This is a genomic window from Brucella sp. HL-2 (assembly GCF_025846885.2).
GTDB lineage: Bacteria > Pseudomonadota > Alphaproteobacteria > Rhizobiales > Rhizobiaceae > Brucella > Brucella quorumnocens.
Genome location: NZ_JAOYTK010000002.1, coordinates 398,307 through 424,686, shown reverse-complemented (window position 1 = coordinate 424,686; position 26,380 = coordinate 398,307). Strand labels below are relative to the sequence as shown.

Genomic DNA, 26,380 nt, shown 5'->3' with positions numbered 1-26,380 from the left:
AGAATGACAGTGTCGCTTGAAGGTAAGGTCGCGCTCATCACTGGAGCAGGTTCTGGATTTGGCGAGGGTATGGCTAAGCGTTTTGCCGCTGGCGGCGCTAAGGTCGTGGTCGTTGATCGCGATCAGGCTGGTGCGGACCGCGTTGCATCGGAAATAGGTAATGCAGCACTTAGCGTTGCTGCCGATATTTCCAGGGAATCCGATGTTGATGCGGCCGTAGAAGCGGCCCTGTCGAAATTCGGCAAGGTCGATATTCTGATCAACAATGCTGGCATTGGCCACAAACCGCAGAATGCCGAACTGGTTGAGCCGGAAGAATTCGACCGCATTCTTGGTGTCAATGTGCGCGGCATCTATCTGATGACGCGCAAGCTGATCCCGCATATGAAGCAGAATGGCGAAGGCGTCATTCTCAATGTCGCGTCGACCGGTGCTGGTCGTCCGCGTCCTAATCTCGCCTGGTATAATGCGACGAAGGGCTGGGTGGTTTCCGTCACAAAGGCGCTGGCCATCGAGCTTGCGCCTGCAAAAATTCGTGTTGTCGCACTGAACCCGGTTGCAGGCGAAACACCGCTTCTCACCACCTTTATGGGTGAGGATACCGAAGAAATTCGCAAGAAGTTCCGCGATTCCATTCCGATGGGCCGCCTGTTGAAACCTGATGATTTGGCTGAAGCTGCGGCTTTCCTTTGCTCGCCCGCTGCATCTATGATTACCGGGGTGGCGCTCGACGTGGATGGCGGGCGTTCGATTTAAATAAGAGATAAGGGGAGCCCAAGAGGAACGATGAGTAAACTGCTGAAAGCCGGGCTGATAACAGCCACGATGCTGGCATCGATCAACGGTGCCTTTGCAAAGGATACGCTGGTGGTCGGCGAAGTGCTGGAACCTCCAGGCCTCGACCCGACGGCAAATGCCGCTGCCGGTATTCGGCAGGTTACTTATGCCAATCTCTATGAAGGTCTGGTTCGTATCGTCGAAGACGGCACAGTGAAGCCACAGCTTGCTGAAAGCTGGACCGTTTCAGACGATAAAAAGACTTACACTTTCAAGCTGCGCCAGGGCGTGAAGTTCCACGATGGAACGCCATTCGATTGCTCGGTTGTAAAATTCTCCTATGAGCGCGCGGTGGCTCCAGATTCCACGAATGCGCAGAAGGGTCTTTTTGAGCCAATCGCCAGCACTGAATGTCCTGATTCAGCGACCGCCGTTGTCACACTGAAACGTCCAACCTCGAACTTCCTGTTCAATATAGGTTGGGGTGATGCTGTAATGGTTGCGCCTAATTCAGCAGCCGATAACCGCACCAAGCCTGTCGGTACAGGCCCGTTCAAGTTCAAGCGTTGGGTACAGGGTGATCGTGTCGAACTCGACCGCAATCCAGACTATTGGGGCGAGGCTGCAAAACTCTCTGCAGTTACCTTCCGCTTTGTGAGCGATCCATCGGCTGCAGCAGCGGCCATCCTTGCGGGGGACATTGACGTATTCCCGATGTTCCAGGCTCCTGAACTGATCAGCCGCTTCAAGAACGATGATAAGCTTCAGGTGGAAGTAGGTGATACTGCAGGTAAAGTTCTGCTTTCGCTTAACAATGCCAAGGCTCCATTCGACAATGTGAAGGTGCGTCAGGCACTGGCCCATGCCATCGACAGCAAGGCACTGATCGAAGGTGTTTATTCCGGGTTTGGGACGCCAATCGGCTCGCATTATGCACCAGTCGATCCGGGTTATGTCGATCTGTCCGAAACCTATCCGTATGATCCGGCCAAGGCGAAGCAGTTGCTGGAAGAAGCAGGCGTTCCTGAGGGCACGTCGATCACCATTACGCTTCCACCTCCGGCCTATGCGCGTCGCGGTGGTGAGATCATTGCGGCCATGCTGGCGGAAGTGGGCATTCAAGCCAATCTCGTTCCAATCGAGTTTGCGCAGTGGCTTGACCAGGTATTCAAGCGTTCAGATTTTGATGCGACGATCATTGCTCATACCGAAGCACGTGATCTCGATATCTATGCCCGTGACAAATACTACTTCAATTACAACAACCCGGAATATAAGGCGCTATACAAAGCTTATGCCGAAGCCGGTAGTGACGAAGAACAGCTTGAACTCGTGAAGAAGCTTCAGGAAAAGCTTGCCGCAGACGAGCCGAACATCTTCCTCTATGCGCTGCCAAAAATCGGTGTGTGGAATAAGAACGTCAAAGGCCTCTGGAAGAACATGCCAATCCCGGCTGATGATCTGACACAGGTTTACTGGGAAAACTAAAAAATGATCCGCCCCGGCGTTTGGTGCTTAGGGGCGGATATTCACGCGCGTTCCGAAAGGTGTAAGACGGTTTTCGGACAAAAATGCGCGTAGAACAACTTGAAGGGCCGCGCAGCGATAATAACCAAGGGGCTGCGGCGCGGTAAAGAATGGAATGCGGAGTGTGCGGCAGACGCCAACACTTCAAGGAGGTCGCTTTGCTGGCTTATATATCCGGGCGGTTAGTCTCGCTCTTGCTTACGACGCTTGCGGCCTCCGTCATCGTCTTTCTGTTGATGCAGGTGCTGCCGGGCGACCCCGCGGCAGTCATCCTTGGTATCAATGCACAGCCTGAAACATTGGCTGCATTGCATAAGCAGCTTGGCCTCGATCAGCCGCTGTGGTGGCGGTACCTATCATGGATTGGCGGCTTTCTGAAAGGTGACTTCGGAACAAGTTACACCTATTCCGTGCCGATCAGTGAGTTGCTCGGTCCGCGCATCATGGTCACGCTGCCGCTGGCTTTACTTTCCATGGTGCTCTCTGTTGCAGTCGCCATTCCCGTGGGTGTTTATGCGGCTTCCAAGCGTGGCAAGACCGGCGATGTTCTTTCGATGGGTGTGGCGCAGGTCGGGGTGGCGATCCCGAATTTCTGGCTGGGCCTCCTGCTCATCCTTCTGTTTGCACTGCAACTTGGCTGGTTCCCCGCATCTGGTTTTGCCGGATGGGAAAATGGCTTCTGGGTAGGTATTCGTTCGTTGTTCTTGCCTGCGCTGGCACTCGCCTTGCCGCTTGCCGCCATTCTTGCGCGCGTTACCCGTTCAGCTGTTATTGAAACACTCGGCGAAGATTTCGTACGGACCGCGCGTGCAAAAGGTCTCACACGCAACGCGGCACTCTGGCGTCATGCAGTGCCGAATGCGCTGATCCCGGTTGTGACGATTATCGGTCTGCAATTTTCCTTTCTGCTCGCAGGGACTATCATTATCGAGAACGTTTTTAATCTTCCCGGCCTTGGAAGGCTGGTGTTTCAGGCGATTGCGCAACGCGATCTCATCACCGTTCAGTCGCTGGTTACATTGCTCGCAGCTTCCGTGATTGCCGTCAATTTCGTCGTTGATCTGGTCTATGGCTTCATTGATCCGCGTCTTTCGACAGGAGGCAGCCGATGAGCGACGTTCAGAACATCGCCAAACTGAACCGCTTCCGAGTGTTGTTTCTAAGCCGTAGCTTGTTTGTCGGGTCGCTCATTACCGCTATTTTGGTAGCTATGGCCTTGGTGTCTTATTTCTGGACGCCATATTCGCCCACCGCGATGAACTTCCGCGATAAACTGCAAGGCCCAAGTCTGACGCATTTCTTCGGAACAGACAATTTTGGTCGCGACGTCTTTTCCATGATCATGGTCGGCGCGCGCAATTCGATTGCTGTTTCGATCATTGCCGTGCTGGTTGGCGCGGGTGTCGGCATTCCGCTTGGCGCCTTCGCAGCAGCACGCGGCGGTATGGTTGATGGCTTTGTCATGCGAATGACAGACCTTGCGTTCGCTTTTCCGGCACTTCTCACCGCCGTTATCATCACCGCCATTTTTGGTCCGGGTGCGGTCAATGCGATGATTGCAATTGGCATCTTCAACGTACCGGTCTTCGCTCGCGTGACACGCGGTGCATCACTTGGTCTTTGGAAACGGGAATATGTGCAGGCCGCACGCTGTGCTGGACGTGGCGACATCTCGATCACGATTTTGCATGTGCTGCCAAATATCAATCACGTGCTCATCGTGCAGGCGACTATCCAGTTTGCGCTGGCCATCGTTGCAGAAGCAGGTCTGTCCTATGTCGGGCTTGGCACCCAACCACCAATGCCAAGCTGGGGCAAGATGCTCAATGATGCACAAACTTTCATTTATGACGCGCCATGGCTGGCGATTTTCCCCGGCCTCGCAATCACGCTCGCCGTTCTGGGGCTTAACATGCTCGGAGACGGATTGCGCGATGTGCTCGACCCGCGCGTAAGGAGGCAGAGATGACAACACCTTTGCTTGAAATGATGAATATGTCCGTGGAACTACCCATTGGCTTGAAGGTCGCGGATATTGTTTCTGACATTACGCTGACACTTAATCGCGGCGAACGCTTAGGCATCGTAGGTGAATCCGGCAGCGGTAAATCTATTACCGCCCTTGCGGCCATGGGGCTGCTTCCCGATCGTATGCGCGTGCGTGGCAAGCTCCGGTTTGGCGGTCAAGACCTCGCGTCTTTGCCGGAGGCGCAATTATGCAAAATGCGTGGACGCCGCATGGCGATGATTTTTCAGGAGCCGATGACTGCGCTTAATCCAGTGAAATCCATTGGAGCACAGATTGCCGAAGGTCGCCGTCTGCATCTCAGCGAAAGCCGCACCGATGCCGAGCGGAAGGCTCGCGAGTTGCTCGACCGTGTTGGATTGCCCGCACCGCGCTTCAATCTTGATCTATATCCGCACCAGCTTTCGGGTGGTCAACGCCAGCGCGTGATGATCGCTATGGCAATAGCCTGCGAGCCTGACCTGCTGATTGCTGATGAACCGACAACTGCACTTGATGTGACGGTACAGGCGCAAATCCTCGATCTCATGGATGAACTGATCGATGAGACCGGAACGGCGCTGATGCTGATCACGCATGATCTTGGTGTGGTCTCGGAAATGACCGACCGTATTGCCGTCATGTATGCAGGGCGGATTGTGGAAACGGGGCGAACCGAAGCCGTCTTTCGTCGTATGGCGCATCCTTATGCACGAGGTCTGTTTGCGGCGTCACCGCATGGCGCGGCACTGGTGCGACATAGCTCCGGCGGGCGGCAACGGTTGAAAGCCATTCCGGGCGTCGTACCTGATCCGCTTACACGTCCGGCGCATTGCTCATTTGCTGATCGCTGCGCCTTTGTGCAGGATGATTGCCGGCTGACAATCCCGCCTCTTGATGTGTTGGATGAGAACAACGGGATCACACATCGCGCTGCCTGCTTCCATCCTTGCGAAGGCGAGGTGATGGCATGAGCAAGCATATCCTGGAAGTGCACAACGTTGTGCGCGAATATCGTCTGCCGCGTGCTTCGTTTTTGTCGAAGCAGGAGAGCCTGCGCGTGCTCCATGGCGTCAGCGTCGACATCGAAGCGGGGCAAAGTCTTGGCATTGTTGGCGAAAGTGGTTCCGGTAAATCCACACTTGCGCGTGCCGTGATGGGGCTGGAACGACCGCAATCTGGGCAGATCCTGATCAACGGGCAGGATATTTATGCGCTGGATCGCGGTGGGCTGCGTGAAGCGCGTAAAGGCTTCCAGGCGATTTTTCAGGACCCTTACGGCTCTCTCGATCCACGCCATACAGTGAGGCGGATTATATCCGAGCCGATTGTCTCGCTGGAACGTGGAACAAGCACTGCTGAACGCAATGAACGCGTTGCGGAGGTGCTGGCAGCGGTTGGTCTGCCGCCCGCATCGGCAGACAAATACCCCCATGAATTCTCTGGGGGGCAGCGTCAGCGTATCGCGATTGCGCGCGCTCTGATTACCAAGCCTGCACTCATCGTTGCCGACGAGCCAGTCTCGGCGCTTGATGTTTCCATTCAGGCGCAGGTGCTGAATTTGATGATGGATTTGCAGGAAAAATTTGGCCTTAGCTATCTTTTCATCAGCCACGATCTTGGTGTCGTGCGTGCGATTACCGACCGCGTTGCCGTGATTTATCGCGGCAATATCGTCGAAGAGGGACCCACCAACGAAGTCTTCGACAATCCGCAGCACGAATATACCCGTGCGCTTGTTGATGCGGTGCCAAAGCCTTTTTCGGGACGGCGCAAACGGGCTCCGCGCAAGACTGCCAACCTCCAATTACCGGAATGATAAAAGGGAACTTAAATGTCAAATCTTGCAGATTTGTCTGCCGTTGCGCTTGTCGATGCCTATAAAACCAAGACGCTTTCTCCGGTAGAAGTAACAGAAGCAGTTATTAATCGCATTGAAGCCTATGAACCGAAACTCAATGCACTCTGGGCTTATGATCCGGATGCTGCACGTGCAGCGGCAAAAGCATCGGAAGCGCGCTGGGTGAAGGGTGAACCGGCGGGCGTAATTGACGGTGTGCCGCTGACGCTCAAAGAAAATATCGCAACAGAAGGTTTGCCCGTACCGCTAGGCTGTGCGGCATTGCCGTTGAAGCCTGCTGCAGCTGACGCCCCGGCTGCTGCTCGCACGCGTGAAGCTGGCGGAGTGCTGCTCGGCAAGACGACCATGCCGGATCTTGGCATGTTGTCTTCCGGCCTTTCGAGCTTCCATAAGCTTGCACGCAACCCATGGGATTTGAACACCAATCCGGGTGGTTCAAGCGCAGGGGCGGGTAGTGCTGCTGCTGCCGGTTACGGACCTTTGCATGTCGGCACAGATATTGGTGGTTCGGTTCGTTTGCCTGCTGGCTGGTGTGGTCTAGTGGGCCTCAAGCCGTCCTTCGGGCGTATTCCGATTGATCCGGCATTTTTAGGCCGGGTTGCCGGTCCTATGACCCGAGATGTTGCCGATACCGCGCTTTATATGTCGGTTTTGTCAAAACCAGATCGTCGTGACGGCATGAGCCTGCCTTATCAGCCGATTGACTGGATGGATCTTGATGTCGATGTGAAGGGCCTGAAGATCGGCTTTTGGCTCGATGCTGGTTTCGGCGAAGATGTTGGCGAAGAAACGAAGGCAGCCGTGGAAGCCGCAGCGAAGCTTTTTGCCGACGCGGGTGCCATTATCGAGCCGGTTGCGCCGTTCTTGAATCGCACGATGATTGACGGTCTTGATCGTTTCTGGCGGGCGCGATCATGGTCGGACATCAAGAAGATGACACCTGAAAATCGTGCAAAGATATTGCCTTATATCTATCAGTGGACCGAAACCGCAGAAAACCTATCTGGGGAAGAAGTCTACACAGGCTTCGCCCAGATTGATGCCATGCGCAATGCAGCACTTGCTGCATCGAAAGGCTTTGACTTCATCATTTCGCCGACGGCGCCAATGGCGACCTATCCGGCAGAATGGGCATCGCCGATCAATGATCCGCAGCGTCCATTCGAGCATATCGCCTTTACGGTTTCGCTCAATATGTCGGAGCAGCCCGCTGTTTCCATCAATTGCGGCTATACCTCAAAGGGTCTGCCCATTGGTTTGCAGATTTTCGGTCAGCGTTTTGATGATCTGGGTGTGTTGAGGCTTGCAAAAGCCTACGAGGATATGCGGCCAGCGCAACGGCCTTGGCCAGTCATCGGATAAGTAAAAAGGCCGCTTAATGTGGCCTTTTTATTATTTTGATCTGAGTGGCGCCCGCTCTTTGTAACGCTCGGTGGCGGTCAGCTTCACGATAAGCGGATCGGCATCACGCCAGCCGTAAATTTCCGTACGCAGATACTCCAGTTCCGTGTCCAGTTCGTCCTCGTCGACTTCCGTCCACCAGGATTTCGGGCGACCATCAGTGCCATCAGACCAGCGATAGCGCCGCTCTTTCAGCTTGTCCTTCATTTCGAATGGACTGTTTTCAGCATAGATGCGCAGGCGCGATTTGCGGCTGGCTTTGAGCAGTTCTGAAAATGGGGTTTGTTTTCGGCCTGACGTTTCGCGCAACACCGCCAACAATGCCTGACAATCATCCTCGGCGCGGTGGCCATTATGAAAATAGCCGCTTTGACCGATCAGATAGCCAAGCTTGGTTCCTTCAAAGCCACGTGCGGTCCAATCGATTTCTTTCACCGAGCAGGCCCATGGCTTGTTGGCAAAGGTTGGCGAAAATCGCTCAAGAAATGGTCGGTCGAAACCCGCATTATGCGCGATGATCAGATCAGCGTCTGCGATCAAGGCTTCCAGTTTCGCGCGCGGGATCATCTGCCCTGCCACCATCTCATCGGTGATACCGGTAATGCGCGTGATCTCCGCTGGAATAGGTTTAGATGGTTCCTGCAATGCACCGAAAGTGGCGCAGACATCGCCAATAGAGCCATCATCTGCATAGCGGAAGGCTACCGCGCCGATCTCGATAATTTCTTCCTGTGCGGCACTCAAGCCAGTGGTTTCCGTATCGACCACAACACCAAGACGCGGGAAAGCAAGTTTGTCAGCATCGGGCACAATCGGGGCAGGGTCGAGTCTCTGCAAAATCCGATAACGACCACTGTCCTTGAGGCGCTGTACCATTTCCGATTCATCCATACCGGTTGTCTTGCCGGGTTTGGTGCGGGTAGGGCGCAGTTCCGCCTGTTTTCTCCCGTCCACTGCTGGAGGAGTAAAAAGGTCGAACTGATGGCGCATATGTTTTCTCCGCTGGGGCTGTGCGTATTGATAAAATGACATTTCAGAACTTCGTCACCAAGCCCTCAATAAATTTAGTAACAGGTAATGTTGGTATTCTTGGCTTTTCTTGCCATATTTGGCGAGTGTGTAAAATCAATATCTGGGGATAACTGGAAGTCGGTAGAATCCAAAATTCTCTATATACGCAGCGATCCTGTTGATTGTAGGTTATTATTAGAATATTATTATTTTATAATAAAGTAATTAAATGGAGTTTCTTCTTATTTATACTAAGAGCCCACTTGATTTAAATCGTTTGTTACCGTTTTAAAGGGGATCAATTTCGATTTTCATGCATTTTTAATTTAACGGTACCGTCTGTCGTGAAATTTGTTCCGCCTCTCTTGATTATGTTGTTTGCGACGACAATGTCGGGCGTTTGGATGCTCGACACCAGACGCGGGCACATATTGCTATTTGGACTGGGATTCGCAACCTTTGCGGCTGGCTTGCTGCTGCAGGTTCTGCATCTTTTGCCGAGCTTAAATGGGGCGGTATTTGCAGCGACTACCTTCTATCTTCTGGCCGGACTTTTCTTTTGCGAAGCTGTGATGGTTCGTCTTGGCAAGCAGTTTTCCCCGTTTACGGGTGCGTCGATTAGTGTGCTTACATTGGTGGTAATTGCCTATCTCGGGCAAGCTGGCATTGCTTACAAATATATGGCGGTTGTTTCAAATTTCGGGCTTGGAGCACTGATTGCTGTCCTTTGTATAAAGTCTCGGAGACTAGCGGAAGGCAATTGGATCGAGCGGACATTGCACAGTCTACTTGTGATATTTGCGCTACATTTCTTTCTCCGAAGCGTGCTAACTTTCAACATGCTCGATGGTGTTCAAAGCACCCAGCAATTGATCAATTCCCAATACTGGACTCTTGTAACGATTTCCGTCTCATTCATCAGTGTATTGCTCGGCCTCGTTATTCTCGTTGTTGCGACCGCTGACGTGATCAACGAACTGCAAGGGGAGCGTGACTCTGATCCGCTAACAGCCGCTCTTAATCGTCGTGGATTGGAACGATCTGTTCAAAGGAAACTCAACACATCGGCTTGCGATAATCGCGCGGTCATCATTGCAGATATCGACCATTTTAAAGCAATCAACGATGAATTCGGTCATTCTATTGGCGATCAGGTGTTGGTGGAGTTTTCTTCTCTCCTTCATTCAATGGCTGAAGAGGGCACAATTGTTGGCCGTGTTGGTGGCGAAGAATTCATCTTGATTGTCGAAGGCAGCGCACAGCAATCCGAAATCTTTGCCAATCGCCTGTGTAATCATGTGGCACGCTACAGTTTCTCGATGTTGCCAAATGGGCGCAAAATTACCAGCAGTTTTGGCGTGGCGCTTATGCGCGAGCACGAGACAATTTGGGATACTGCGGAACGCGCAGATATTGCCCTTCTAGGCGTGAAACGCCGCGGGCGTAATCGCGTGGCGGTCGAGGGTTTTGAGTTTCGGAACGTTAGCCATTTCGACTATTTGCTCACGGCATAGTGACCCTGCCTGAGAGCGACAGCCAGACTTTCTTTGTTTCGGCTGAGCGATTGTAAAGAATTTAGTTACCATAATTCTGCATGCTTAGTGTGACTTTCAAGTTAGCACTTTCGCCATGATTGCTTCGCTTTTCCGCCGAACTTTCATGCAAAGCGACAGCGAGAAAACCAGTTATTATTCAGGACGAGTAGTATGGCGTTCGTCACAGAAACGTATAATTTCGCTTTGCCGCGTGGGATTAATATCCCTAACCCCTTTGTATTTAAAGGTATTTTGCGTATTGCAGGTCTGTTGGGTGCCGGCCTTCTGGCAGGTAGCTGTCTTATGACCGCGTTGGGTACTGTAGAAGCCGTTCTGCCGGCTTTCGTGCCTTTAGCACCTGTCATGCGACGTCTTCCGACGGCAACACCCCATCGATTAGCCGTTGTAGATCAAAAAATCGGCCTGGGTCATGTTATCCGTCAGCGCTTCATCGAAGCCTATACTGCCGATGCGCCCTATTCCAATCTTGATTGGCGGCGCAACAAAGCAATTGCGGATGCGGCGATCATTGCAGATGTCGGTCCTGAATCGGTCATAGAAGACGTGCCGGTTGCGGTGACCGTGATAACTGAACCGCGCGAGGAGCGCGTGGCACAGCTTGCGCCCATCCAAGATGTGATTTCTCCGGCCGTTTTGGAGTCAGCCTCGAAAACGGCGCAGACGGCTGCACAAGATTATATTGAAAGTTCAGTGGCTGCTTTGCCATCCGGCGATGCGGTTCCCGTTCCGGTGGCTGCACCAGATACACAAATGGCGCATGCGCCTATTGAAAATGATACAGACAGCTTCGTGCCTGACGAAGTTCCTTTTCCTGGCCAGAAGCCCATCATCGATAAACCAACTGTTGCAAAGCCTGAAAAACAGGAAAAAACACAGCTGGCTTATGCGCCTCCAAGTGGCCAAACCGAGAATATTCAACGCGGCCTTTTTGGTCGGCTCTTCGGTCAGGCAGCGCGTAACAAGACGGCGATTTATGATATCTCCGCAGCGACAGTTTATCTGCCTAGCGGTGAAAAGCTGGAAGCCCATTCAGGCATGGGCCACATGCGCGACAACCCGCGTTATGTTGACCAGAAGATGCGCGGGGCCACGCCGCCGAGCACCTATAAGCTTCGAATGCGGGAAAGTCTTTTCCACGGTGTTGAAGCTGTGCGTTTGCTTCCTGCCGATGGACGCAACCCGTATAATCGGGACGGACTTCTGGCCCATACCTATATGCTGCGCCGCGCTGGCGATTCAAATGGCTGTGTGGTCTTCAAAGATTATAAGCGGTTTCTAAATGCGTTCAAACGTGGGGAATTTGATAAGATGGTCGTTGTAACGAGCATGTCTTCATCATCGAAGCCTGCACGCATTGCTTCCATTTTCTGATCGCCATAGAAAAGAGCGCCAGAGTAAAATCCTGTTCAATTCAGGCGCTCCAATCGGTATCAAGCTCCAATGTTTTCATAAAGCGGAGCGGTGATTTCAAGGATCAGGTCAAGGGCACGATCAGCAGATTGCTGGTGTTCGGGCAATTCAAATTCTGCAAGTTCGATTGCCGCTATCTGCGACGAAGGAATTGCGGCCAGTGCGTCGCGCAGTTGTGGCGCGAGCAAACCATTTTCGATTGCATAAGCGGCTGGAATTAGCCCCGGCTCCATGACATCCCAGTCAATGTGTACCCAGACCGGGCCTGCACCGATCGCCGTTAAAAGCGATTGTGCATTCGCGGCTTCGGGCCTGATCACAGTTACATTGTTGCGATTGAGCGTTTCCATTTCATCTGGATCAATGTCGCGCGCTCCGAAAATCACCACCTTTTCAGGTGTTACATTGCCGCCGTGTCCGCTATCCCAAAGTCCGCAGATACCAGCGAGCGCCATTCCGCCCATGTAGCCTGATCCGGTTGTTTCCGGCGTGTTGAAATCGCCATGCGCATCGACCCACAGAACGGTCAGTCCATCAATCTGGCTGGCTGCTTGTGGAATGGTCGCAAGGCTTGCCGAACAGGTGTTGGTGGCAAGGAGCGGTCTGCGTCCAGCGGTCAGTTCTTCGGAAACAGCTGCCGCAAGACCTTTGAGCGTTTCACGCGCTCGCGGAAGTGCTTCGCTCCAGTCATCAGAGACAGCAGGTGCAGGTGTGCCAACCGTCTTTATGGAAAGATCGTAACGTGCTGCCAGAGCTTTGCCGACGGCGAGGGCACCCGGAATAGCGCCGGGAGTACGGTCTGCTACACGGCCTTGCGAGGTGATGATGCTCGATTTCATGCGAGTCGTCCTTGATACTTGAAACAGGCAGAAGTTCTTTAGCGAGTCTGAAGAATTAACTCTATCTCTTTGTTTTTGCGAAGCTTACAGCGGCTCCAGCTAATATTGAATCGTTGGAACCGCTGTAACTATTTGTTTTACGCATTTCCGAACGCAAAACCGGTTCCTACTTTTGCTGGAAATGCTCTAAAGCCATGAAATTCGCATTGATAGAGTTCACTTGAATTTGAGCCGTAGGTTTAAAGTTTGTTCCGTTGATGAAAATGCATTCTCGTAATCGGGGGCAACTTGATATAAGCCTGCGCGACATCGTTCCTTGTTCCGGTTACTGAATTTGTTGGGATCGATAAATATTCTTGCTCACGGTTAGAAACAGGAACCGATGATGTTCAACGGTTTTCGGCTTTTTGTGCCCATATTGGCGGGTGCCAATCTGCGCGACCGGTTAATTGGCAGTCTTGGCGCATTGATCGGCATTTGCCTGACGGGTCTGATAACCGCACTCGTTATGGGTAAGGGGATTGGACTGCCTTTGATCGTGGCACCAATCGGCGCTTCTGCAGTGCTGATATTTGCAGTTCCCGCCAGTCCACTGGCACAACCTTGGTCAGTCATCGGAGGAAATGTGATCTCGGCGCTTGTCGGCATCACAGTTGTTCGTTTCATAGGTAATCCGTTGATCGCCATCGGGGTCGGTGTTGCTCTGGCTATTGCGATCATGTCGCTTTCGCGTTGCTTGCATCCTCCAGGTGGCGCTGCCGCTTTGACAGCTATTATTGGTGGCTCAAACGTGACCGATTTGGGCTATCACTTTGCTTTCATACCCGTCGGGTTGAACTCTGTGTTGCTGGTTGCCCTTGGCATCGCCTTTCACAAACTGGCTGGGCGGAAATATCCGCATGTGCCCGTTGCAGCCCCTGCCAATACCCATAAAACCAATGACCTTCCTGCTCCTTTGCGGGTCGGTTTTACGTCTGACGACGTTGCTTCGGCGCTGAAAGAAGTCGATGAGACGTTTGATATTGACCCGGGTGATCTGGACCGACTGTTAAGGCAGGTCGAGTTGCAGGCGCTTATCCGCACCCATGGTACAGTGACGGCCAAAGACATCATGTCGCGCGATGTTATCAGCATCGCCGAGCACGACAGCCCAGACGAAGCGCGGCGCCTGCTGCTAGAGCACAATATTCGCACCTTGCCGGTGGTTGGCGAACAGGGAAAGCTGCTTGGCACTATCGGGTTGCGCGAGCTGAACCAAACTGCGGCAAATGTCGGTGTTTTAATGATCAATGCTGTAAAGGCGCAAAAAGATGATCCGGTTGTTAAACTGGTGCCGCTGCTGACAGACGGTCGCTCTCATGCAATTATGGTTACGGATCAGGACAACATTGTTCAGGGGCTCATTTCGCAAACGGATTTGCTGAGTGCGTTGGCGCGTTCGCTGCGGTTTCAGGAACCAGAGCCGCCTAAGAAACGTAAATCACGGCTTAATCTGCTTCGTGGCGCGGGCATATAACGTCACAAATATTGCACCGACTCCTCCAATGGGCTGGCGTTTTGGGCGGCGATATCGCCGTTGCGCGCCTGCGTTTCGTCGGCGCTCCTAAGATAGGGCCGCCGATCCGCCGGTCCTGGCCGAAATAAATTGCACCTAAGCTGCGCCAACACGATTCCAAAGGAGTAGAGAATGCGCGGCGCAGATATTTTGGTCCAAATGTTGATTGGCTATGGCGTTGAGACAATCTTCGGGGTGCCGGGCGATACCAACGTGCCTCTGTATGAAGCTCTACAGCAGCGGGAAGGCGAAATACGACATATCATGGCGCGCGATGAACGCTCCGCCGGGTATATGGCCGATGCCTATGGACGTTTTACAAACAAGCCCGGGGTCTTTGAATGTCCGTCGGGCGCAGGCGCTATGTATTCGCTGCCGCCGGTCGCTGAATCGAACGGATCGTCAATACCTGTTATTCTCCTTACCATTGATATTCCTTTGCCGGGAGAAGGGCGCGGTGTTCTCACCGAGCTTGATTGCGCAAAACTGTTTGAGCCTGTGACCAAGCTCTCGGTGCAGGTGAAATCGGCCGAAAAACTGCCCGAAATCATTCGTCGTGCGTTTCGTGTTGCCTGTTCCGGTAAACCGGGCGCGGTGCATCTCCAGATTCCCGAAGATATGCTTCTTGCGGAGGTTGATCCGGCGCGGATATCGCTGCATGTCGAAGAAGAGTGCAAAACCTTCCCGGCATTCCCGACACTGCCGCCAAAACAGAAGCTGCAAGAACTGCTCGAACTGATTGCGAAAGCAGATCGACCTTTGATCGTGGCGGGTGGTGGTGTTAATCGCGCCAGAGCCGGTGAACAGATTTCAAGGCTGGCCGAGAAGTATAACATTCCAATGTGCACAACGATGACGGGGCAGGGTGCGATTGACGATGATCATCGTCTGGCCATCGGCGTGATCGGAGATAATGGCTATCATCCTCATGCCAACTGGGCGTTGGAACATTCCGATTTTACATTGTTTGTCGGTTCCCGCATTGGTTCTGTTGTGACGATTGGCTGGACTTTCCCAAAGATCACACTCAACAGACGTCTTGCGCAAATTGATATTTCGCCTGAAATAATGGCCAATAATTACGAAAATCTGCTCTCTATTCAGGGCGATGCATTGCTGGTGTTGGATGAGTTGCTGCAGATCGAGCTGACGATTGAGCCCAAAAAGCACGATAGCTGGATCGAAGAATTGAACGCCCATAGGCGCATCTTCTGGGAACATGCCGAGGAAGCATTGAACGACGAGCGTGTTCCTTTGCGCCCTGAACGTGTTGTGCGTTCGTTCAACGAAGCGCTCAGCCAGTCGAGCCAACCAGCCCTGATTTACTCTGACGCAGGCACACCCACGCCCTATATGACACGTTTTCTCAAGATCAATGATCAGGAAACACGGTTTGCCATTCCGCGTGCTTTTGGTGGTCTTGGATCAGCACTTCCTGCCACTGTCGGTGCTTGGCGAGCCGATCCTGACAAGCGACCGATTGGACTGTTTGGCGATGGATCATTCGGCATGACGGTAGGCGAGCTTGAAACGCTGGTGCGTTTGCAGGTGCCCGCGATCCTTATTTTGTTCAACAATGCGACTTTCGGCTGGATCAAAGGCCTGCATCGATTAAAGGGGCATAACCAGTGCTTCGGTGTCGATTTTCTTGCGCCCAAAGGTCAGGCAATTGCCGAGGCCTACGGCTTGAAGGCATGGACCGCCAAAACCGCCGATGAGGTTGACCAAGCGATGGCGGAAGCCTTTGCCTGGAAAGACGGGCCGTGTTTTATCGACGTCCATGTTGAATCGATAGCTGACCGGGTGCCGCCAGTTTATTCTTGGCTTTTAAAGCGCGGTGAAGATCCGCTCAACCTGAAGCCAGTTGAGCGTTCTTACATCTAAACTGATGACGCCACAGGCAGATGATGTTTGTGGCGTTTTGCTTCTGCAATGAACCAGTCGCGGAACAGTCGGACATTTTTCGAGCCCTGCCGCGCCTGCGCTGAGCAGAGAAAATAGCTCTCGCCAGATGTCTGTACGCGCTCAAGTGCCAGCTTGAGTTTTCCGGACTGCAGTTCCTCCTGCACTAAAATTTTAGGTGCGATTGCAAGCCCCATACCTGCAACAGCACATTCGATGATTACATCATGTGTTGGCAGGCGCGGCCCAAAGATACGCTTGTTGTAATGAATACCTGCACCCCGCAGCCAGTGCAGCCACAGGCTTGGCCTGTTTGAGTTCTGGATCAGCGGAAAGTCGAGCAATTCGACATCTCCGGTCAGTCCGTTCTCGGGTACAATTTCCGGTGAACCGATCACCACCAATTCTTCAGGAAACAGCAGACGGCTGCGCACATTGGCCCAATTGCCAATGCCGCGCAGTATGGCTAGATCGAGATCGGATTTACCCCAATCGAGATCATGTGAGCAGGGAAACACCTCGAACCATATTTGAGGATATGTCCGGGCGAAGGTGCTGATGATGCTCGGCGCCCATTTCCGCATTAGTGTCGGCGGCAGGCCAACTTTGAGCAGGCTCTGCGTTTTATACCCACGCACTGCATCCATAGAAACTTCTTCAAGTTTTGCGAGAATACGCGAAACTTCCTCGTAGTAACTCTGTCCTTCTTCCGTGAGAACCAAACGCGGCCCCGCCCGTTCAAATAGCTTGAGACCGAGAAAAGACTCAAGATTTTGAATCTGACGGCTGACGCCGCTTTGCGTCATGCCGAGATTTTCCGATGCGCGTGTGAAGCTCAGATAGCGCACCGACGCATCGAAAGCATGCAGAGCTGAAAGAGAAGGAAGAAAGCGGCGCATGGGTTTCCTCAGATTTTGATCATGAGTTTAATTCATGCTTAATCCAATTTTCAATGCTTTTATTTGATGAGAAAGCGCCGCATTCTCATTACAAATAAACATAAGGGAACACGATGGACTACGGTGATAGTATCGACCGAAATCTGGTCAGTATCCTGGAGGAAAATGCACGTCTCCCGGCGAGTGAACTGGCAAGGCGCGTGGGCCTTGCCCGATCGAGTGTTCAGGAACGAATAGGCCGTCTGGAACGGCGCGGCGTCATATTGGGATACCGGGCTATCGTCCGTCGGACCAAGGATGACAACAGCATCTCCGCTTATCTGTTCATCACAGCTTCACAACGCATAGTGCAGCGCTTGTTTGCGGCGTTACGCGCTTATCCGGAAATTCTTACAGCAGATGCCATCAGCGGTCCGGCGAACATATTGTGTCGGGTTCATGTCGGATTTCTCGAAGATCTGGAGGCATTGATTGAAGAGCTGGCACAGATCGAAGGAATCGAGAACGTCAGTTACTCAGTGGTACTTTCCAATAAATTTAATAGAGAAAGCAGCCTGGCGCATTCAAGCGCACAGTAATGCTCGGTTCAACAAGAGGGAAACAACGATGAATAGACGTAAGTTTATCCAGACAACGCTTTTGGGCGGCACTGCTGTCATGCTTGCCCCTGGCTTTTCGTGGGCTGTCGAAGACGGCGTGACACTGAAATCCATCAAGGACCGGGGCGCGTTGCGCATCGGCGTATTCAACGGCACACCGCCGTACTACCAGAAAAACCTCGCCACTGGTGAATGGGACGGTTTCTGCGTTTCCATGGGCAAGGACCTCGCCGAATATATTGGTGTGCCGCTGGAAATGGTCGAAACCACCTGGGGCAACTCCGTCATGGACCTTCAGGGTGGCAAGATCGACATTATGTTTGCTCTCAGCAATAATCCTGAACGTGCGAAATCGGTCGACTTCACCGAAGCTATGATGGACAACGTCTTCACCGTCATCACCAGCAAGGATCGTGAGATCAAAAACTGGGAAGAGCTGAACAAGCCTGAAATTCGCGTCACGGTTGATCTCGGTTCTACGCAGGATCTCTTCGCTCGCAAAACGTTGCCCAACTGCACGCTTGTCGCGCTTAAAGGTGCGGATGAAACCGTTATCGCTCTACAATCTGGTCGGGCCGATGTAATCGTGCAGGTCGCACTGATGTCTGTTGTGACGGCGCATAAGCTTGGCGACAAATTTAAAGTATTTGTTCCTGAGCCGCTGGATAGCCAACCCACCACGATTGGCGTGCGCAAAGATGCAAACGGCGAATTCCGCGACTACGTTGACGTTTGGCTCAAAAAACGTCGTGAAGACGGCAAGGTCAATGAATGGATCGTCAGCAGCCTTTCGCTAGTGGGTGTGCAGCCATCTGACTTGCCGCCAACTTTGAAGTTCTGACGCGTCAACCATCATGCAGCATCAGCAAAGATCACTCGGTGTCATCATGCTTGACACCGGCTTTCCGCGTCCGCCCGGAGATGTCGGGAATCCGGCATCATGGGAGATGCCGGTAAGGTTCAAGAAGGTAAGCGGAGCATCACCCGACAAGATCATTCGTCAGGGTGGTGCGGGGTTGATCGAAGACTTCGTTATTGCTGGCGAGGCTCTGATTGCTGAAGGATGCAGGGCGCTCGTTACCTCTTGCGGCTTCATGGCGCGCCACCAAGGCACTTTAAACGGAAAACTGTCGGTGCCGATTGCTACCTCCAGCCTGCTTCAGTTGCCGATGGTCAGCACATTGGTCGGCCCGCAGCGCGCGGTGGGGGTAATCACCTATGATGAAGCGAGCCTTGACGATGCAATCTTCGCCGCCTGTGGTGCCAGCATCGGCACGCCAAGGATTGGCATGCCGGGCGGTGGTGCCTTTCGCGAGTTGATTGAAGGCAGCGGAACTTATGATCGCTCGGCTCTTGAAACTGAAATTACAAACGCCGCACAAGAGCTGAAGTTACGCGAACCCAATCTTGGTGCCGTTGTTCTTGAGTGCACGAACATGCCGCCATTTGCACAAGCAGTCGCAAAAACATGTGGCTTGCCGGTGTTCGATGTCCTGTCGCTGGGGCATTGGCTGTTCAGCTCAACGTCTTCCCGTGCCTTCGCCGGGATGTCAGAAAGAGTGAATTAATGGACTATCAATGGGACTTTTCCGGCCTTTGGCAGTATCGGGGATTATTCCTCCAAGGCCTGGCCTACACGGTCGGTTTTACGATTATAACCGTACTCTCGGGCATATTCGTTGGAACAGTCTTTGCTCTTGGCAGGCTTTCCGGCAACAAAATCATCACCGTTCCCATTATGACGGTCGTTGAGATATTTCGCTGTACGCCAGTACTGGTGCAGTTGGTCTGGTGCTACTACGCACTCCCGATGCTGATTGGTTTTGAAATTTCGCCTGCCATGGCGGCTTTCATTACGCTTACCTTCTATGGTGCTGCATTTTATGCGGAAATCATCCGTGGTGGCATCGTTTCCATTGATGCGGGGCAGTGGGATGCCGGCCGTGCAATCGGTATGCGTCGCGGTCAGCTCATGGGAAAGATCATATTGCCGCAGGCACTGCGCCGCATGGTGCCGCCACTGGTCAACCAGTCCGTGCTTCAGCTGAAAAACACATCGCTTTTGTCGGTCCTTGCTGTGCCTGATCTTCTTTATCAGGGCCAGCTTGTAACTTCGGCTACCTACCGACCGCTTGAAACCTACACCCTGATTGCAGTGCTTTATCTCGCTGTCCTGTTCCCTCTGACACGGCTCGCCCATGGGCTGGAAGGCAGGCTGAAATGATGAGCCGAATGAAGCAAGCAAGCCTTGTGGAGATAAGCCATGAATGCTGAACCGATGATCGAAGTGCGTGGGCTGAAAAAGTCTTTTGGCGACATTGAGGTGCTGCGCAATATCAGTCTCACAGTTGAGCGCGGGCAGGTGGTTGCGCTGATCGGGCCAAGTGGCTCCGGCAAATCGACACTGCTCCGCAGTCTTAATCTGCTTTCGCTGCCAGATGCGGGTTACATCGCAATTGGTCAGCAGAAGATAGATTTCTCGTCCGGAGATGTGTCGCTCAAGGACAAATATCTCGCGGCATTCCGCGCCAATACCGGGATGGTGTTTCAGAACTTCAATCTGTTTCCGCATATGAGCGTTCTCGATAACGTCATGATTGGGCCGGTCACTGTTCTCAAACAGGACAAAAAGGCTGCCCGCGAACTGGCCATGGAACTGTTGGAAAAGGTCGGGCTTGCAGCCCGTGCGGACGCCAGACCAGAGCAGCTCTCGGGCGGTCAGAAACAGCGCGTTGCGATTGCAAGGGCGCTCGCGATGCGCCCCGATGTGATGCTGTTTGACGAGGCAACATCGGCTCTTGATCCAGCACTGGTCGGTGAAGTTCTGGCGGTCATTCGGCAATTGGCCGAGCAGGGCATGACGATGATCCTTGTGACCCATGAAATGGCCTTTGCTCGTGATGTCGCTGACAAGGTCATCTTCATGCAGGACGGTTACGTCGTTGAAACCGGCGATGCCCGTCAGGTGATCAATGAGCCGCATGAACCCGCAACCCGAGAGTTTCTGAGCCATTTCCACGGCGGTCTCGCATAAATGCACGCGCAGAACGGATAAATGTCATGACAGGCAATGTAATTGTCGTCGGGGCTGGCATTATCGGCTCCACCACCGCCTTGCGGCTCGCTGATGCCGGTCTGAAAGTAACGCTTTGCGACGGCTCAGAACCGGGCGGAGAGCAAAGTGCAAGCTACGGAAACGGTGGCTGGATCAGTCCCGCCTCGATCATTCCCATGAGTATGCCTGGCTTGTGGCGACAGGTTCCCGGATTTCTGTTTGATCGTAACGGGCCACTGACCGTTGACTGGAAATCGGTCCCAAGGCTGACACCATGGCTCACGCGGTTTCTGCTCGCAGGGGCCACAAAATCGCGGGTGACAAAAACTGCGGCCAAGCTCAACTGGCTGCTTAATGATGGACCGAAACGCCACCTTGAGCTGGCCAGCAAGACCGGGCAGGAACATCTCATCGTGCAGAAGGGCCTGCTTTACGCCTATCCTGATCGTGCAGCCTTTGAAGCTGAAGCGCTTAGCTGGCAGCTGCGCCGTGATAACGGCATTCTGTTCGACGAATGGCAGGAAGCAGAACTGCGTGAACGCATTCCGGCGCTTGGAGGCAATTTTCGCTTTGCCATTCATGTAACGGAAGGCGCGCATTGTCTCGATACTGGAGGCTATGTTGCGGGTATTGCAGCGCAAGCGGAAAAGGCAGGCGTTCGTTTTATTCGAAAGAACGTCGTAAAAGTTCTCACAGGTGTTTCGCCGCGTGTTGTGCTCGATAATGATGAGAGTATCGCTGCCGATTATATCGTGCTGGCAGCGGGCATCCATTCCGGGCGCATCATGAGCGATCTCGGCTTGTATGTGCCGATGCAAAGCGAGCGGGGGTATCATGTGACCTTGCCCTTGAACGAGCTTCCCTTTGATATCCCGATCATGCCGAGCACCGGGCGAATGGGCAATACACCCACCAATATGGGTTTGCGTCTCTCCGGTCAGGTCGAGCTGGCAACGGTGGAGAAAGCGCCCGACTGGCGACGCTCGGAGGTGCTGCTTAAGCACGCATTGGCGAGCTATCCCAATTTGGAAAAGCAGGATCTGCAGCATCTCAAACTTTGGATGGGGCATCGCCCGTCGCCTGCAGATGGCGTTCCGGTGATAGGCAAACTCACGCCCCATCCGGGGATCATTGCCGCCTTCGGTCACGGTCATATCGGGATCGCTGCAGCCCCCAAAACCGCTGAGATCGTTCTCGACGCAATCAACAACGTACCCCCATCAGACAGCGTTCGCGCCTTCTCGCCCGCGCGCTTCGGTTGTTAGAGCGGTTCCTGTTAATATTGAACCGTTGGAACCGCTCTATCTTTTTGTTTTTACGCATTATCCCTACGCAAAACCGCTTCGCACTTTTGCTGGAAATGCTTTGATTACCCATAATTCAGAGGAATGAAACTATGATGCTCAAAGGTGGCTTCACCAATTATGGCCAGCAGATCGGTGTGCTGATGCTGGACACGATTTTCCCTCGTCCTGCTGGCGATATCGGCAATGCGCTGTCCTATGATTTTCCTGTGCGTTACAAGACAGTAAAAGGTGCACATGCCACACGCATCATGGGCAAAAATCCTGATCCAAAACTGATCGAGCCGTTCATCGATGCGGCACGCGAACTCGAAGCGGAGGGCGTACGCGCCATTACCACAAGTTGTGGTTTTTTGGGGCCGTTCCAGAAAGATATTGCCGCAGCGGTCAACATTCCAGTCTTCACATCATCACTGATGCAGGCGCCGATTATTCACGCGATGCTGCCACCTGGTAAAGTCATCGGTGTCTTCACTGAGCGAGCGCATCATATGAATGATGCGCATTTCAAAGGCGTTGGCTGGTCGTCCGATGTAATCCCTGTGCAGGTGCAGGGCATGAAGCAGAATGCCGAGTTTCCACAGACCTATATTGAAGGTCGCGATTATCTCGATACGGAAGTGTTGAAGGAAGAAATGCTGGAAATGACGCGGGAATTTATGGTGAGCTGTGAAAATCCGGGCGCTATTCTGTTTGAATGCACCAATATGTGCCCGTTTTCATCTTATGTTGCGGCGGAATCCGGCTTGCCTGTGTTCGATATCAATACGCTGATCAATACCTTCTATCTGGCAGCAAATCCACGTCGATATCTCTAAATTCAACCCAATGATAAATCACAGCGGCAGTGCATTTTAGCCGCTGTGAGAATTTTCAATCATTTTTCATGAGGAAAGGTGGATCAGACTGTCATCAAACAGTCCGTTTCAACATATTCCACCGACACAGAATAAATTTGCCCCAAGACCGCATATTTCAGTCGCCTGATCTTTGAGATTTTGTCTCGAAGCCGAGAAACTACGCTCGGCTGATCCATGTTCGCGCGCCGCGCCTAAGGTTCTGCCCGAAATTGCGATGGTCAGCGAAAGTGGATGTGCCGATGCCCTATCAGTTAAGCCTTCTCGACAAGAGCCCGGTGGCGCAATCAGGGAGCGCGGAAATAGCGCTCGCGAATACCGTTTCTTATGCGCAGGCTGCGGAGCAGTCGGGTTACAAGCGGTTCTGGGTTGCGGAGCACCATCACGCGGATGAGCTGGCCGGGCCTTCACCTGAGGTGCTTGTTTCCTATCTTCTGGCATCGACAAAGCGGATCAGGATTGGTTCCGGCGGCGTGATGCTGCAGCATTACAGCCCTTACAAAGTTGCCGAAAACTTTAACCTTCTGGCAGCCCTTGGGCGCGGACGCGTTGATCTCGGTGTTGGCAAGGCTCCAGGCGGACTTCCATTGTCAACCAAGGCCTTGCAGCAGGAAACAGGCAGCGAAAAACGGCTCGATTTTAACAGCAAGCTTGAACAGCTCAGCGCATTTCTTGGCGGTGACAAGATCGCTTCCGGCCCGTTTGAAGGACTGGCCGCAACTCCCAAACCACAGGTGTCTGCGGAAAAATTCGTGCTGGGTGCAAGCCCTGAAAGCGCGTTGCTCGCCGCGCATTCCGGCTGGGATTTTGTTTATGCCGGTCATTTGAACGGCGATACTGCCAATCTGCAGAAGACGTTCGACGCCTATCGCAATGTGACTGGAAAAGTGCCCGTGCTGGCGCTTGGTGCGGTCGTTGCCGAGAGCCAAGACGCGGTTGATGCTGCGGTTTCGAAAATTAAAATCTTCAAGGTTCATCTCACCTCCGGACAATCAGTTTCGGTTGGCACACAGGAGGCAGCCGCCGAGTTTGCGCGGCAGGCTGGAGAGACTGATTATCGGGTTGAAGAAAAACATCCAAATGTGCTCGCAGGTTCAGCAAAACAAGTGAAGCAGAAGCTCGATGAACTGCACGAGCAATATGGGGTGGCTGAGTTTGTGCTCGAGTTTCCCGCTGTTTCTCATGAACTAAGAATAGCTGCCATCGAAAGCCTCGCAGGCGAACGTCTGGCTATTGCCGCCTGATCCAAAGCCACTGGCTATAGGGAGTACCTCAAATGAGTTCCAAGCAGATTAGATTCGGTGTGATGCTGCAGGGTGCAGGCGGACATATGAATGCCTGGAAACATCCATCCGGGCCGGCAGATGCCAGCGTGAACCTTCAGTTTTTCATTGATGCGGCACGCAAGTCCGAAGAGGCTGGCATCAGCTTCGCCTTCATCGCGGACGGGCTTTATATCAACGAGATTTCCATTCCGCATTTTCTCAATCGCTTTGAGCCTTTGACGGTCCTTTCAGCGCTCGCTGCAAACACAAAGCGCATTGGTCTCGCAGGCACGGTTTCGACGTCCTATAGCGATCCGTTTACGATCGCGCGGCAATTCGCATCGCTTGATCTCATCTCCGGCGGTCGTGCGGGCTGGAATGTGGTGACAACACCGCTCGAAGGGTCAGGCCGCAATTATGGCAAGCCGCATCCCGAGCACGCTCTGCGTTATGAAATCGCCGATGAATATCTTGAAGTGACCAAAGGTCTTTGGGATTCATGGGATGAAGACGCCTTCGTTCGCGATCGTGAAAGCGGACAGTTTTACAAGCCGGAAGGTTTTCATCGGCTCGACCACAAGGGGCGCTTCTTCTCGGTTGAAGGGCCGCTCAATATCCAGCGCTCGCCTCAGGGCCAGCCTGTTATCTTTCAGGCTGGTGCTTCCGAAGCGGGTGTAGGACTTGCGGGCAAACATGCGGACGCTGTCTTCACCAATGCGGGCACCATCAAGGACAGCCAGACATTTTATGCGCAGATCAAAGCAAGTGCGGTTGCCCATGGGCGTTCGCAGGACGATGTCGGCATTTATCCGGGCATCGGCCCCATCGTTGGACGAACCGAAGCTGAAGCCGAAGAGAAATACCAGGCGATCCGCAATCTCGTAAGCATCCACGAAGCGCTCTCCTATCTCGGACGTTTCTTCGATCACCATGATTTCACCGCCTATGATCTCGATGCGCCTTTCCCTGAGCTTGGTGATGTCGGCAAGAACAGCTTCCGTTCGACAACGGATCGCATCAAGCGCGACGCGGCTGCAAACAAGCTGAGCCTGCGTGAAGTGGCGCTGAATGTGGCCTCGCCACGCACGTCCTTCATCGGCACGGCAGAGAAGATTGCCGACGAAATCATTCTCTGGAAAGAGCAGAAGGCTGCTGACGGTTTTATCCTTGGCTTCCCGGTGATTGCCGAAGGGCTGGATGATTTCATTGCCTATGTTCTGCCAATTCTGGAAGAGCGCGGATATCATGAAGGCAGCCTGAAACACGATACGCTGCGCGAAAATCTCGGGCTTGAGCATCCGCAGAGCCGTTATGCGAAGCACGTTGAAAACAATGATGCCGGAAGTCACCGAAAGGGTGCGGCATGAATATTCAGCGGTCGCCAGACGTAAACCGGAAACTGGAAATCGAGACAGGTCTTGCCTCGTTTATCGACGAGTTTATCGCTTTGCGTCGCGACATTCATACCCATCCGGAACTGGCGTTCAAGGAAACCCGGACGTCTGCTCTGGTGGCAGATTATCTGAAGCAATGGGGCTATGACGTTACAACCGGCGTTGGCGGTTCTGGCGTGGTTGGCACATTGAAGCGTGGCAACTCCGGCAAGACCATTGGCATCAGGGCGGACATGGACGCCTTGCCGATCAACGAGGCGACTGGCCTCGATTACGCAAGCAGCAATTCTGGTGTGATGCACGCATGTGGCCATGACGGACATACGACAGTTTTGCTGGCTGCGGCTCGCTATCTTGCCCAGTCTGGTCGCTTTTCCGGTACGGTGCATCTGATTTTCCAGCCCGCTGAGGAGATCGGGGCAGGTGCCCGACGCATGATCGAAGACGGCCTCTTTGAGCGCTTTCCGTGCGATGCTGTCTATGGTTTGCATAACTGGCCGGGTGTGCCCGCAGGAAAGTTCGGCTTTGTCACCGGGCCTGCGATGGCATCGGTGGATCGCGCAAGAATTCGCGTGAACGGGCGTGGCGGTCATGGTGCAGAACCACACAAGTCGGTCGATCCGGTTGTGGTTGCCTCATCCATTGTTCTGGCCCTGCAAACGGTGGTCGCGCGCAATCTTGATCCGCTTGATATGGGTGTGGTGACGGTGGCCTCCATTCATGGCGGCGATGCGTTGAATGTCATTCCCGCGCATGTCGATCTTGGCATTACCATCCGCTCGTTCTCGCAAACTGTACGTGAAGAGTTGCGGCGGCGGATTGAAGCTGTCGCGCGCTCACAAGCCGAAAGCTTTGGTGCTGTTGCTGATGTCAATTATCAGTGGGGCTTTCCTGCCCTGATCAATGCAAAAGCCGAGACGGAATTTGCGCGACAGGTCGCGCTCAGCACTTTCCCCACTGGCACCGTTATCGAAGATTTCCGTCCGCGCACGGCAAGCGAGGACTTTGCGTTCATGCTCGAACAGAAGCCGGGGACGTACTTTTTCGTCGGCAATGGCGACAGTGCGGGCCTGCATAGCCCCAATTATAATTTCAACGATGAAATCCTGCTTCCAGCCGCGCTGTTTTGGGTTCGACTGACTGAAGCCTCGCTGATCTGAGAT

Annotated in this window: 24 protein-coding genes; 21 read left to right on the top strand and 3 right to left on the bottom strand. The window is 53.3% G+C overall.

The window, feature by feature from the left end:
• Window positions 1–9 precede the first annotated feature (9 nt).
• The 7 genes from OIV19_RS05100 to OIV19_RS05070 all read left to right on the top strand — a co-directional run bounded on the left by OIV19_RS05100 (window position 10) and on the right by OIV19_RS05070 (window position 7,532).
• Complete coding sequence (locus tag OIV19_RS05100; RefSeq protein WP_151091565.1) at window positions 10–756, top strand: SDR family oxidoreductase; 747 nt, start codon at window positions 10–12, stop codon at window positions 754–756.
• 30 nt (window positions 757–786) lie between these two features.
• Window positions 787–2,265, top strand: a complete 1,479-nt coding sequence (locus OIV19_RS05095) for an ABC transporter substrate-binding protein (RefSeq protein WP_264230863.1) — start codon at window positions 787–789, stop codon at window positions 2,263–2,265.
• Window positions 2,266–2,462: 197 nt separating this feature from the next.
• A complete protein-coding gene (locus OIV19_RS05090) occupies window positions 2,463–3,416 on the top strand; it encodes an ABC transporter permease (protein WP_264230862.1) in 954 nt (317 codons plus the stop codon).
• Entirely contained in the window at window positions 3,413–4,273 is an 861-nt protein-coding gene (locus OIV19_RS05085) for an ABC transporter permease (RefSeq protein ID WP_191792752.1), read from the top strand. The genes OIV19_RS05090 and OIV19_RS05085 overlap by 4 nt, the downstream gene beginning before the upstream one ends.
• Window positions 4,270–5,283: an ABC transporter ATP-binding protein gene (locus tag OIV19_RS05080; RefSeq protein ID WP_264230861.1), complete on the top strand. Its 1,014-nt coding sequence runs from the start codon at window positions 4,270–4,272 to the stop codon at window positions 5,281–5,283. Before OIV19_RS05085 ends, OIV19_RS05080 begins: the two co-directional genes overlap by 4 nt.
• Window positions 5,280–6,128, top strand: a complete 849-nt coding sequence (locus OIV19_RS05075; RefSeq protein ID WP_264230860.1) for an ATP-binding cassette domain-containing protein — start codon at window positions 5,280–5,282, stop codon at window positions 6,126–6,128. The genes OIV19_RS05080 and OIV19_RS05075 overlap by 4 nt, the downstream gene beginning before the upstream one ends.
• 15 nt (window positions 6,129–6,143) lie before the next feature.
• On the top strand, window positions 6,144–7,532 hold the full coding sequence (locus OIV19_RS05070; protein ID WP_264230859.1) for an amidase: 1,389 nt from the start codon (window positions 6,144–6,146) through the stop codon (window positions 7,530–7,532).
• A gap of 30 nt (window positions 7,533–7,562) precedes the next feature.
• Here OIV19_RS05070 and OIV19_RS05065 read toward each other — a convergent pair whose 3' ends face one another.
• The gene (locus OIV19_RS05065) at window positions 7,563–8,561 is read right to left on the bottom strand and encodes a 3'-5' exonuclease (protein WP_264230858.1); all 999 of its coding nucleotides are present in this window, start codon (window positions 8,559–8,561) and stop codon (window positions 7,563–7,565) included.
• Between the two features lie 365 nt (window positions 8,562–8,926).
• Here OIV19_RS05065 and OIV19_RS05060 point away from each other — a divergent pair, with 365 nt between their 5' ends.
• On the top strand, window positions 8,927–10,096 hold the full coding sequence (locus OIV19_RS05060) for a GGDEF domain-containing protein (protein ID WP_264230857.1): 1,170 nt from the start codon (window positions 8,927–8,929) through the stop codon (window positions 10,094–10,096).
• 192 nt (window positions 10,097–10,288) lie between these two features.
• On the top strand, window positions 10,289–11,509 hold the full coding sequence (locus tag OIV19_RS05055) for a DUF2778 domain-containing protein (RefSeq protein ID WP_264230856.1): 1,221 nt from the start codon (window positions 10,289–10,291) through the stop codon (window positions 11,507–11,509).
• Between the two features lie 59 nt (window positions 11,510–11,568).
• Here the strand turns inward: OIV19_RS05055 and OIV19_RS05050 are convergent, their stop codons facing one another.
• Window positions 11,569–12,387 carry an arginase family protein gene (locus tag OIV19_RS05050; protein ID WP_151091556.1) on the bottom strand — a complete coding sequence of 273 codons (819 nt, stop codon included), beginning with the start codon at window positions 12,385–12,387 and terminating at the stop codon, window positions 11,569–11,571.
• Window positions 12,388–12,769: 382 nt separating this feature from the next.
• On the opposite strand from OIV19_RS05050, the gene OIV19_RS05045 reads away from it, so the two are divergent.
• Window positions 12,770–13,903, top strand: a complete 1,134-nt coding sequence (locus OIV19_RS05045) for an HPP family protein (protein ID WP_264230855.1) — start codon at window positions 12,770–12,772, stop codon at window positions 13,901–13,903.
• 171 nt (window positions 13,904–14,074) lie between these two features.
• The gene (locus OIV19_RS05040) at window positions 14,075–15,826 is read left to right on the top strand and encodes a thiamine pyrophosphate-binding protein (RefSeq protein WP_191792760.1); all 1,752 of its coding nucleotides are present in this window, start codon (window positions 14,075–14,077) and stop codon (window positions 15,824–15,826) included.
• Here the strand turns inward: OIV19_RS05040 and OIV19_RS05035 are convergent.
• Window positions 15,823–16,743, bottom strand: a complete 921-nt coding sequence (locus tag OIV19_RS05035; protein ID WP_264230854.1) for a LysR substrate-binding domain-containing protein — start codon at window positions 16,741–16,743, stop codon at window positions 15,823–15,825. The genes OIV19_RS05040 and OIV19_RS05035 overlap by 4 nt on opposite strands.
• A 113-nt stretch (window positions 16,744–16,856) precedes the next feature.
• On the opposite strand from OIV19_RS05035, the gene OIV19_RS05030 reads away from it, so the two are divergent.
• The 10 genes from OIV19_RS05030 (at window position 16,857) to OIV19_RS04985 (ending at window position 26,377) form a co-directional block, all read left to right on the top strand.
• Window positions 16,857–17,321, top strand: coding sequence for an Lrp/AsnC family transcriptional regulator (locus OIV19_RS05030; protein ID WP_151091552.1), 465 nt, complete (start codon window positions 16,857–16,859; stop codon window positions 17,319–17,321).
• A 28-nt stretch (window positions 17,322–17,349) separates the two neighbouring features.
• Entirely contained in the window at window positions 17,350–18,183 is an 834-nt protein-coding gene (locus OIV19_RS05025; RefSeq protein WP_151091551.1) for a transporter substrate-binding domain-containing protein, read from the top strand.
• Window positions 18,184–18,196: 13 nt separating this feature from the next.
• Window positions 18,197–18,910 carry an aspartate/glutamate racemase family protein gene (locus tag OIV19_RS05020; RefSeq protein ID WP_151091550.1) on the top strand — a complete coding sequence of 238 codons (714 nt, stop codon included), beginning with the start codon at window positions 18,197–18,199 and terminating at the stop codon, window positions 18,908–18,910.
• Window positions 18,910–19,566, top strand: coding sequence for an amino acid ABC transporter permease (locus OIV19_RS05015; RefSeq protein ID WP_012093406.1), 657 nt, complete (start codon window positions 18,910–18,912; stop codon window positions 19,564–19,566). The genes OIV19_RS05020 and OIV19_RS05015 overlap by 1 nt, the downstream gene beginning before the upstream one ends.
• 39 nt (window positions 19,567–19,605) lie before the next feature.
• Window positions 19,606–20,376, top strand: a complete 771-nt coding sequence (locus tag OIV19_RS05010; protein ID WP_318285329.1) for an amino acid ABC transporter ATP-binding protein — start codon at window positions 19,606–19,608, stop codon at window positions 20,374–20,376.
• A 26-nt stretch (window positions 20,377–20,402) separates the two neighbouring features.
• Window positions 20,403–21,662 (top strand): NAD(P)/FAD-dependent oxidoreductase, encoded by a 1,260-nt coding sequence (locus tag OIV19_RS05005; protein WP_264230853.1) that lies wholly within the window; start codon window positions 20,403–20,405, stop codon window positions 21,660–21,662.
• Window positions 21,663–21,793: 131 nt separating this feature from the next.
• The gene (locus OIV19_RS05000; protein ID WP_151091548.1) at window positions 21,794–22,519 is read left to right on the top strand and encodes an aspartate/glutamate racemase family protein; all 726 of its coding nucleotides are present in this window, start codon (window positions 21,794–21,796) and stop codon (window positions 22,517–22,519) included.
• Between the two features lie 281 nt (window positions 22,520–22,800).
• Window positions 22,801–23,802: an MsnO8 family LLM class oxidoreductase gene (locus OIV19_RS04995; protein ID WP_191792763.1), complete on the top strand. Its 1,002-nt coding sequence runs from the start codon at window positions 22,801–22,803 to the stop codon at window positions 23,800–23,802.
• Between the two features lie 32 nt (window positions 23,803–23,834).
• Complete coding sequence (locus tag OIV19_RS04990; RefSeq protein ID WP_264230852.1) at window positions 23,835–25,190, top strand: LLM class flavin-dependent oxidoreductase; 1,356 nt, start codon at window positions 23,835–23,837, stop codon at window positions 25,188–25,190.
• Window positions 25,187–26,377: a M20 aminoacylase family protein gene (locus OIV19_RS04985; protein WP_264230851.1), complete on the top strand. Its 1,191-nt coding sequence runs from the start codon at window positions 25,187–25,189 to the stop codon at window positions 26,375–26,377. The genes OIV19_RS04990 and OIV19_RS04985 overlap by 4 nt, the downstream gene beginning before the upstream one ends.
• Window positions 26,378–26,380: the final 3 nt, after the last annotated feature.

Excerpts from the sequence above, each read along its gene's own strand:
- OIV19_RS05095 (WP_264230863.1), top strand. The coding sequence starts at position 787 with ATGAGTAAACTGCTGAAAGCCGGGCTGATAACAGCCACGATGCTGGCA.
- OIV19_RS05035 (WP_264230854.1), bottom strand. The coding sequence starts at position 16,743 with ATGCGCCGCTTTCTTCCTTCTCTTTCAGCTCTGCATGCTTTCGATGCG.
- OIV19_RS05000 (WP_151091548.1), top strand. The coding sequence starts at position 21,794 with ATGATGCTCAAAGGTGGCTTCACCAATTATGGCCAGCAGATCGGTGTG.
- OIV19_RS04990 (WP_264230852.1), top strand. The coding sequence starts at position 23,835 with ATGAGTTCCAAGCAGATTAGATTCGGTGTGATGCTGCAGGGTGCAGGC.
- OIV19_RS05050 (WP_151091556.1), bottom strand. The coding sequence starts at position 12,387 with ATGAAATCGAGCATCATCACCTCGCAAGGCCGTGTAGCAGACCGTACT.
- OIV19_RS05045 (WP_264230855.1), top strand. The coding sequence starts at position 12,770 with ATGATGTTCAACGGTTTTCGGCTTTTTGTGCCCATATTGGCGGGTGCC.
- OIV19_RS05030 (WP_151091552.1), top strand. The coding sequence starts at position 16,857 with ATGGACTACGGTGATAGTATCGACCGAAATCTGGTCAGTATCCTGGAG.
- OIV19_RS05020 (WP_151091550.1), top strand. The coding sequence starts at position 18,197 with ATGCAGCATCAGCAAAGATCACTCGGTGTCATCATGCTTGACACCGGC.
- OIV19_RS05040 (WP_191792760.1), top strand. The coding sequence starts at position 14,075 with ATGCGCGGCGCAGATATTTTGGTCCAAATGTTGATTGGCTATGGCGTT.
- OIV19_RS05015 (WP_012093406.1), top strand. The coding sequence starts at position 18,910 with ATGGACTATCAATGGGACTTTTCCGGCCTTTGGCAGTATCGGGGATTA.
- OIV19_RS05085 (WP_191792752.1), top strand. The coding sequence starts at position 3,413 with ATGAGCGACGTTCAGAACATCGCCAAACTGAACCGCTTCCGAGTGTTG.
- OIV19_RS05065 (WP_264230858.1), bottom strand. The coding sequence starts at position 8,561 with ATGCGCCATCAGTTCGACCTTTTTACTCCTCCAGCAGTGGACGGGAGA.
- OIV19_RS05010 (WP_318285329.1), top strand. The coding sequence starts at position 19,606 with ATGAATGCTGAACCGATGATCGAAGTGCGTGGGCTGAAAAAGTCTTTT.
- OIV19_RS05005 (WP_264230853.1), top strand. The coding sequence starts at position 20,403 with ATGACAGGCAATGTAATTGTCGTCGGGGCTGGCATTATCGGCTCCACC.
- OIV19_RS05075 (WP_264230860.1), top strand. The coding sequence starts at position 5,280 with ATGAGCAAGCATATCCTGGAAGTGCACAACGTTGTGCGCGAATATCGT.
- OIV19_RS04995 (WP_191792763.1), top strand. The coding sequence starts at position 22,801 with ATGCCCTATCAGTTAAGCCTTCTCGACAAGAGCCCGGTGGCGCAATCA.
- OIV19_RS05025 (WP_151091551.1), top strand. The coding sequence starts at position 17,350 with ATGAATAGACGTAAGTTTATCCAGACAACGCTTTTGGGCGGCACTGCT.
- OIV19_RS04985 (WP_264230851.1), top strand. The coding sequence starts at position 25,187 with ATGAATATTCAGCGGTCGCCAGACGTAAACCGGAAACTGGAAATCGAG.
- OIV19_RS05055 (WP_264230856.1), top strand. The coding sequence starts at position 10,289 with ATGGCGTTCGTCACAGAAACGTATAATTTCGCTTTGCCGCGTGGGATT.
- OIV19_RS05080 (WP_264230861.1), top strand. The coding sequence starts at position 4,270 with ATGACAACACCTTTGCTTGAAATGATGAATATGTCCGTGGAACTACCC.
- OIV19_RS05070 (WP_264230859.1), top strand. The coding sequence starts at position 6,144 with ATGTCAAATCTTGCAGATTTGTCTGCCGTTGCGCTTGTCGATGCCTAT.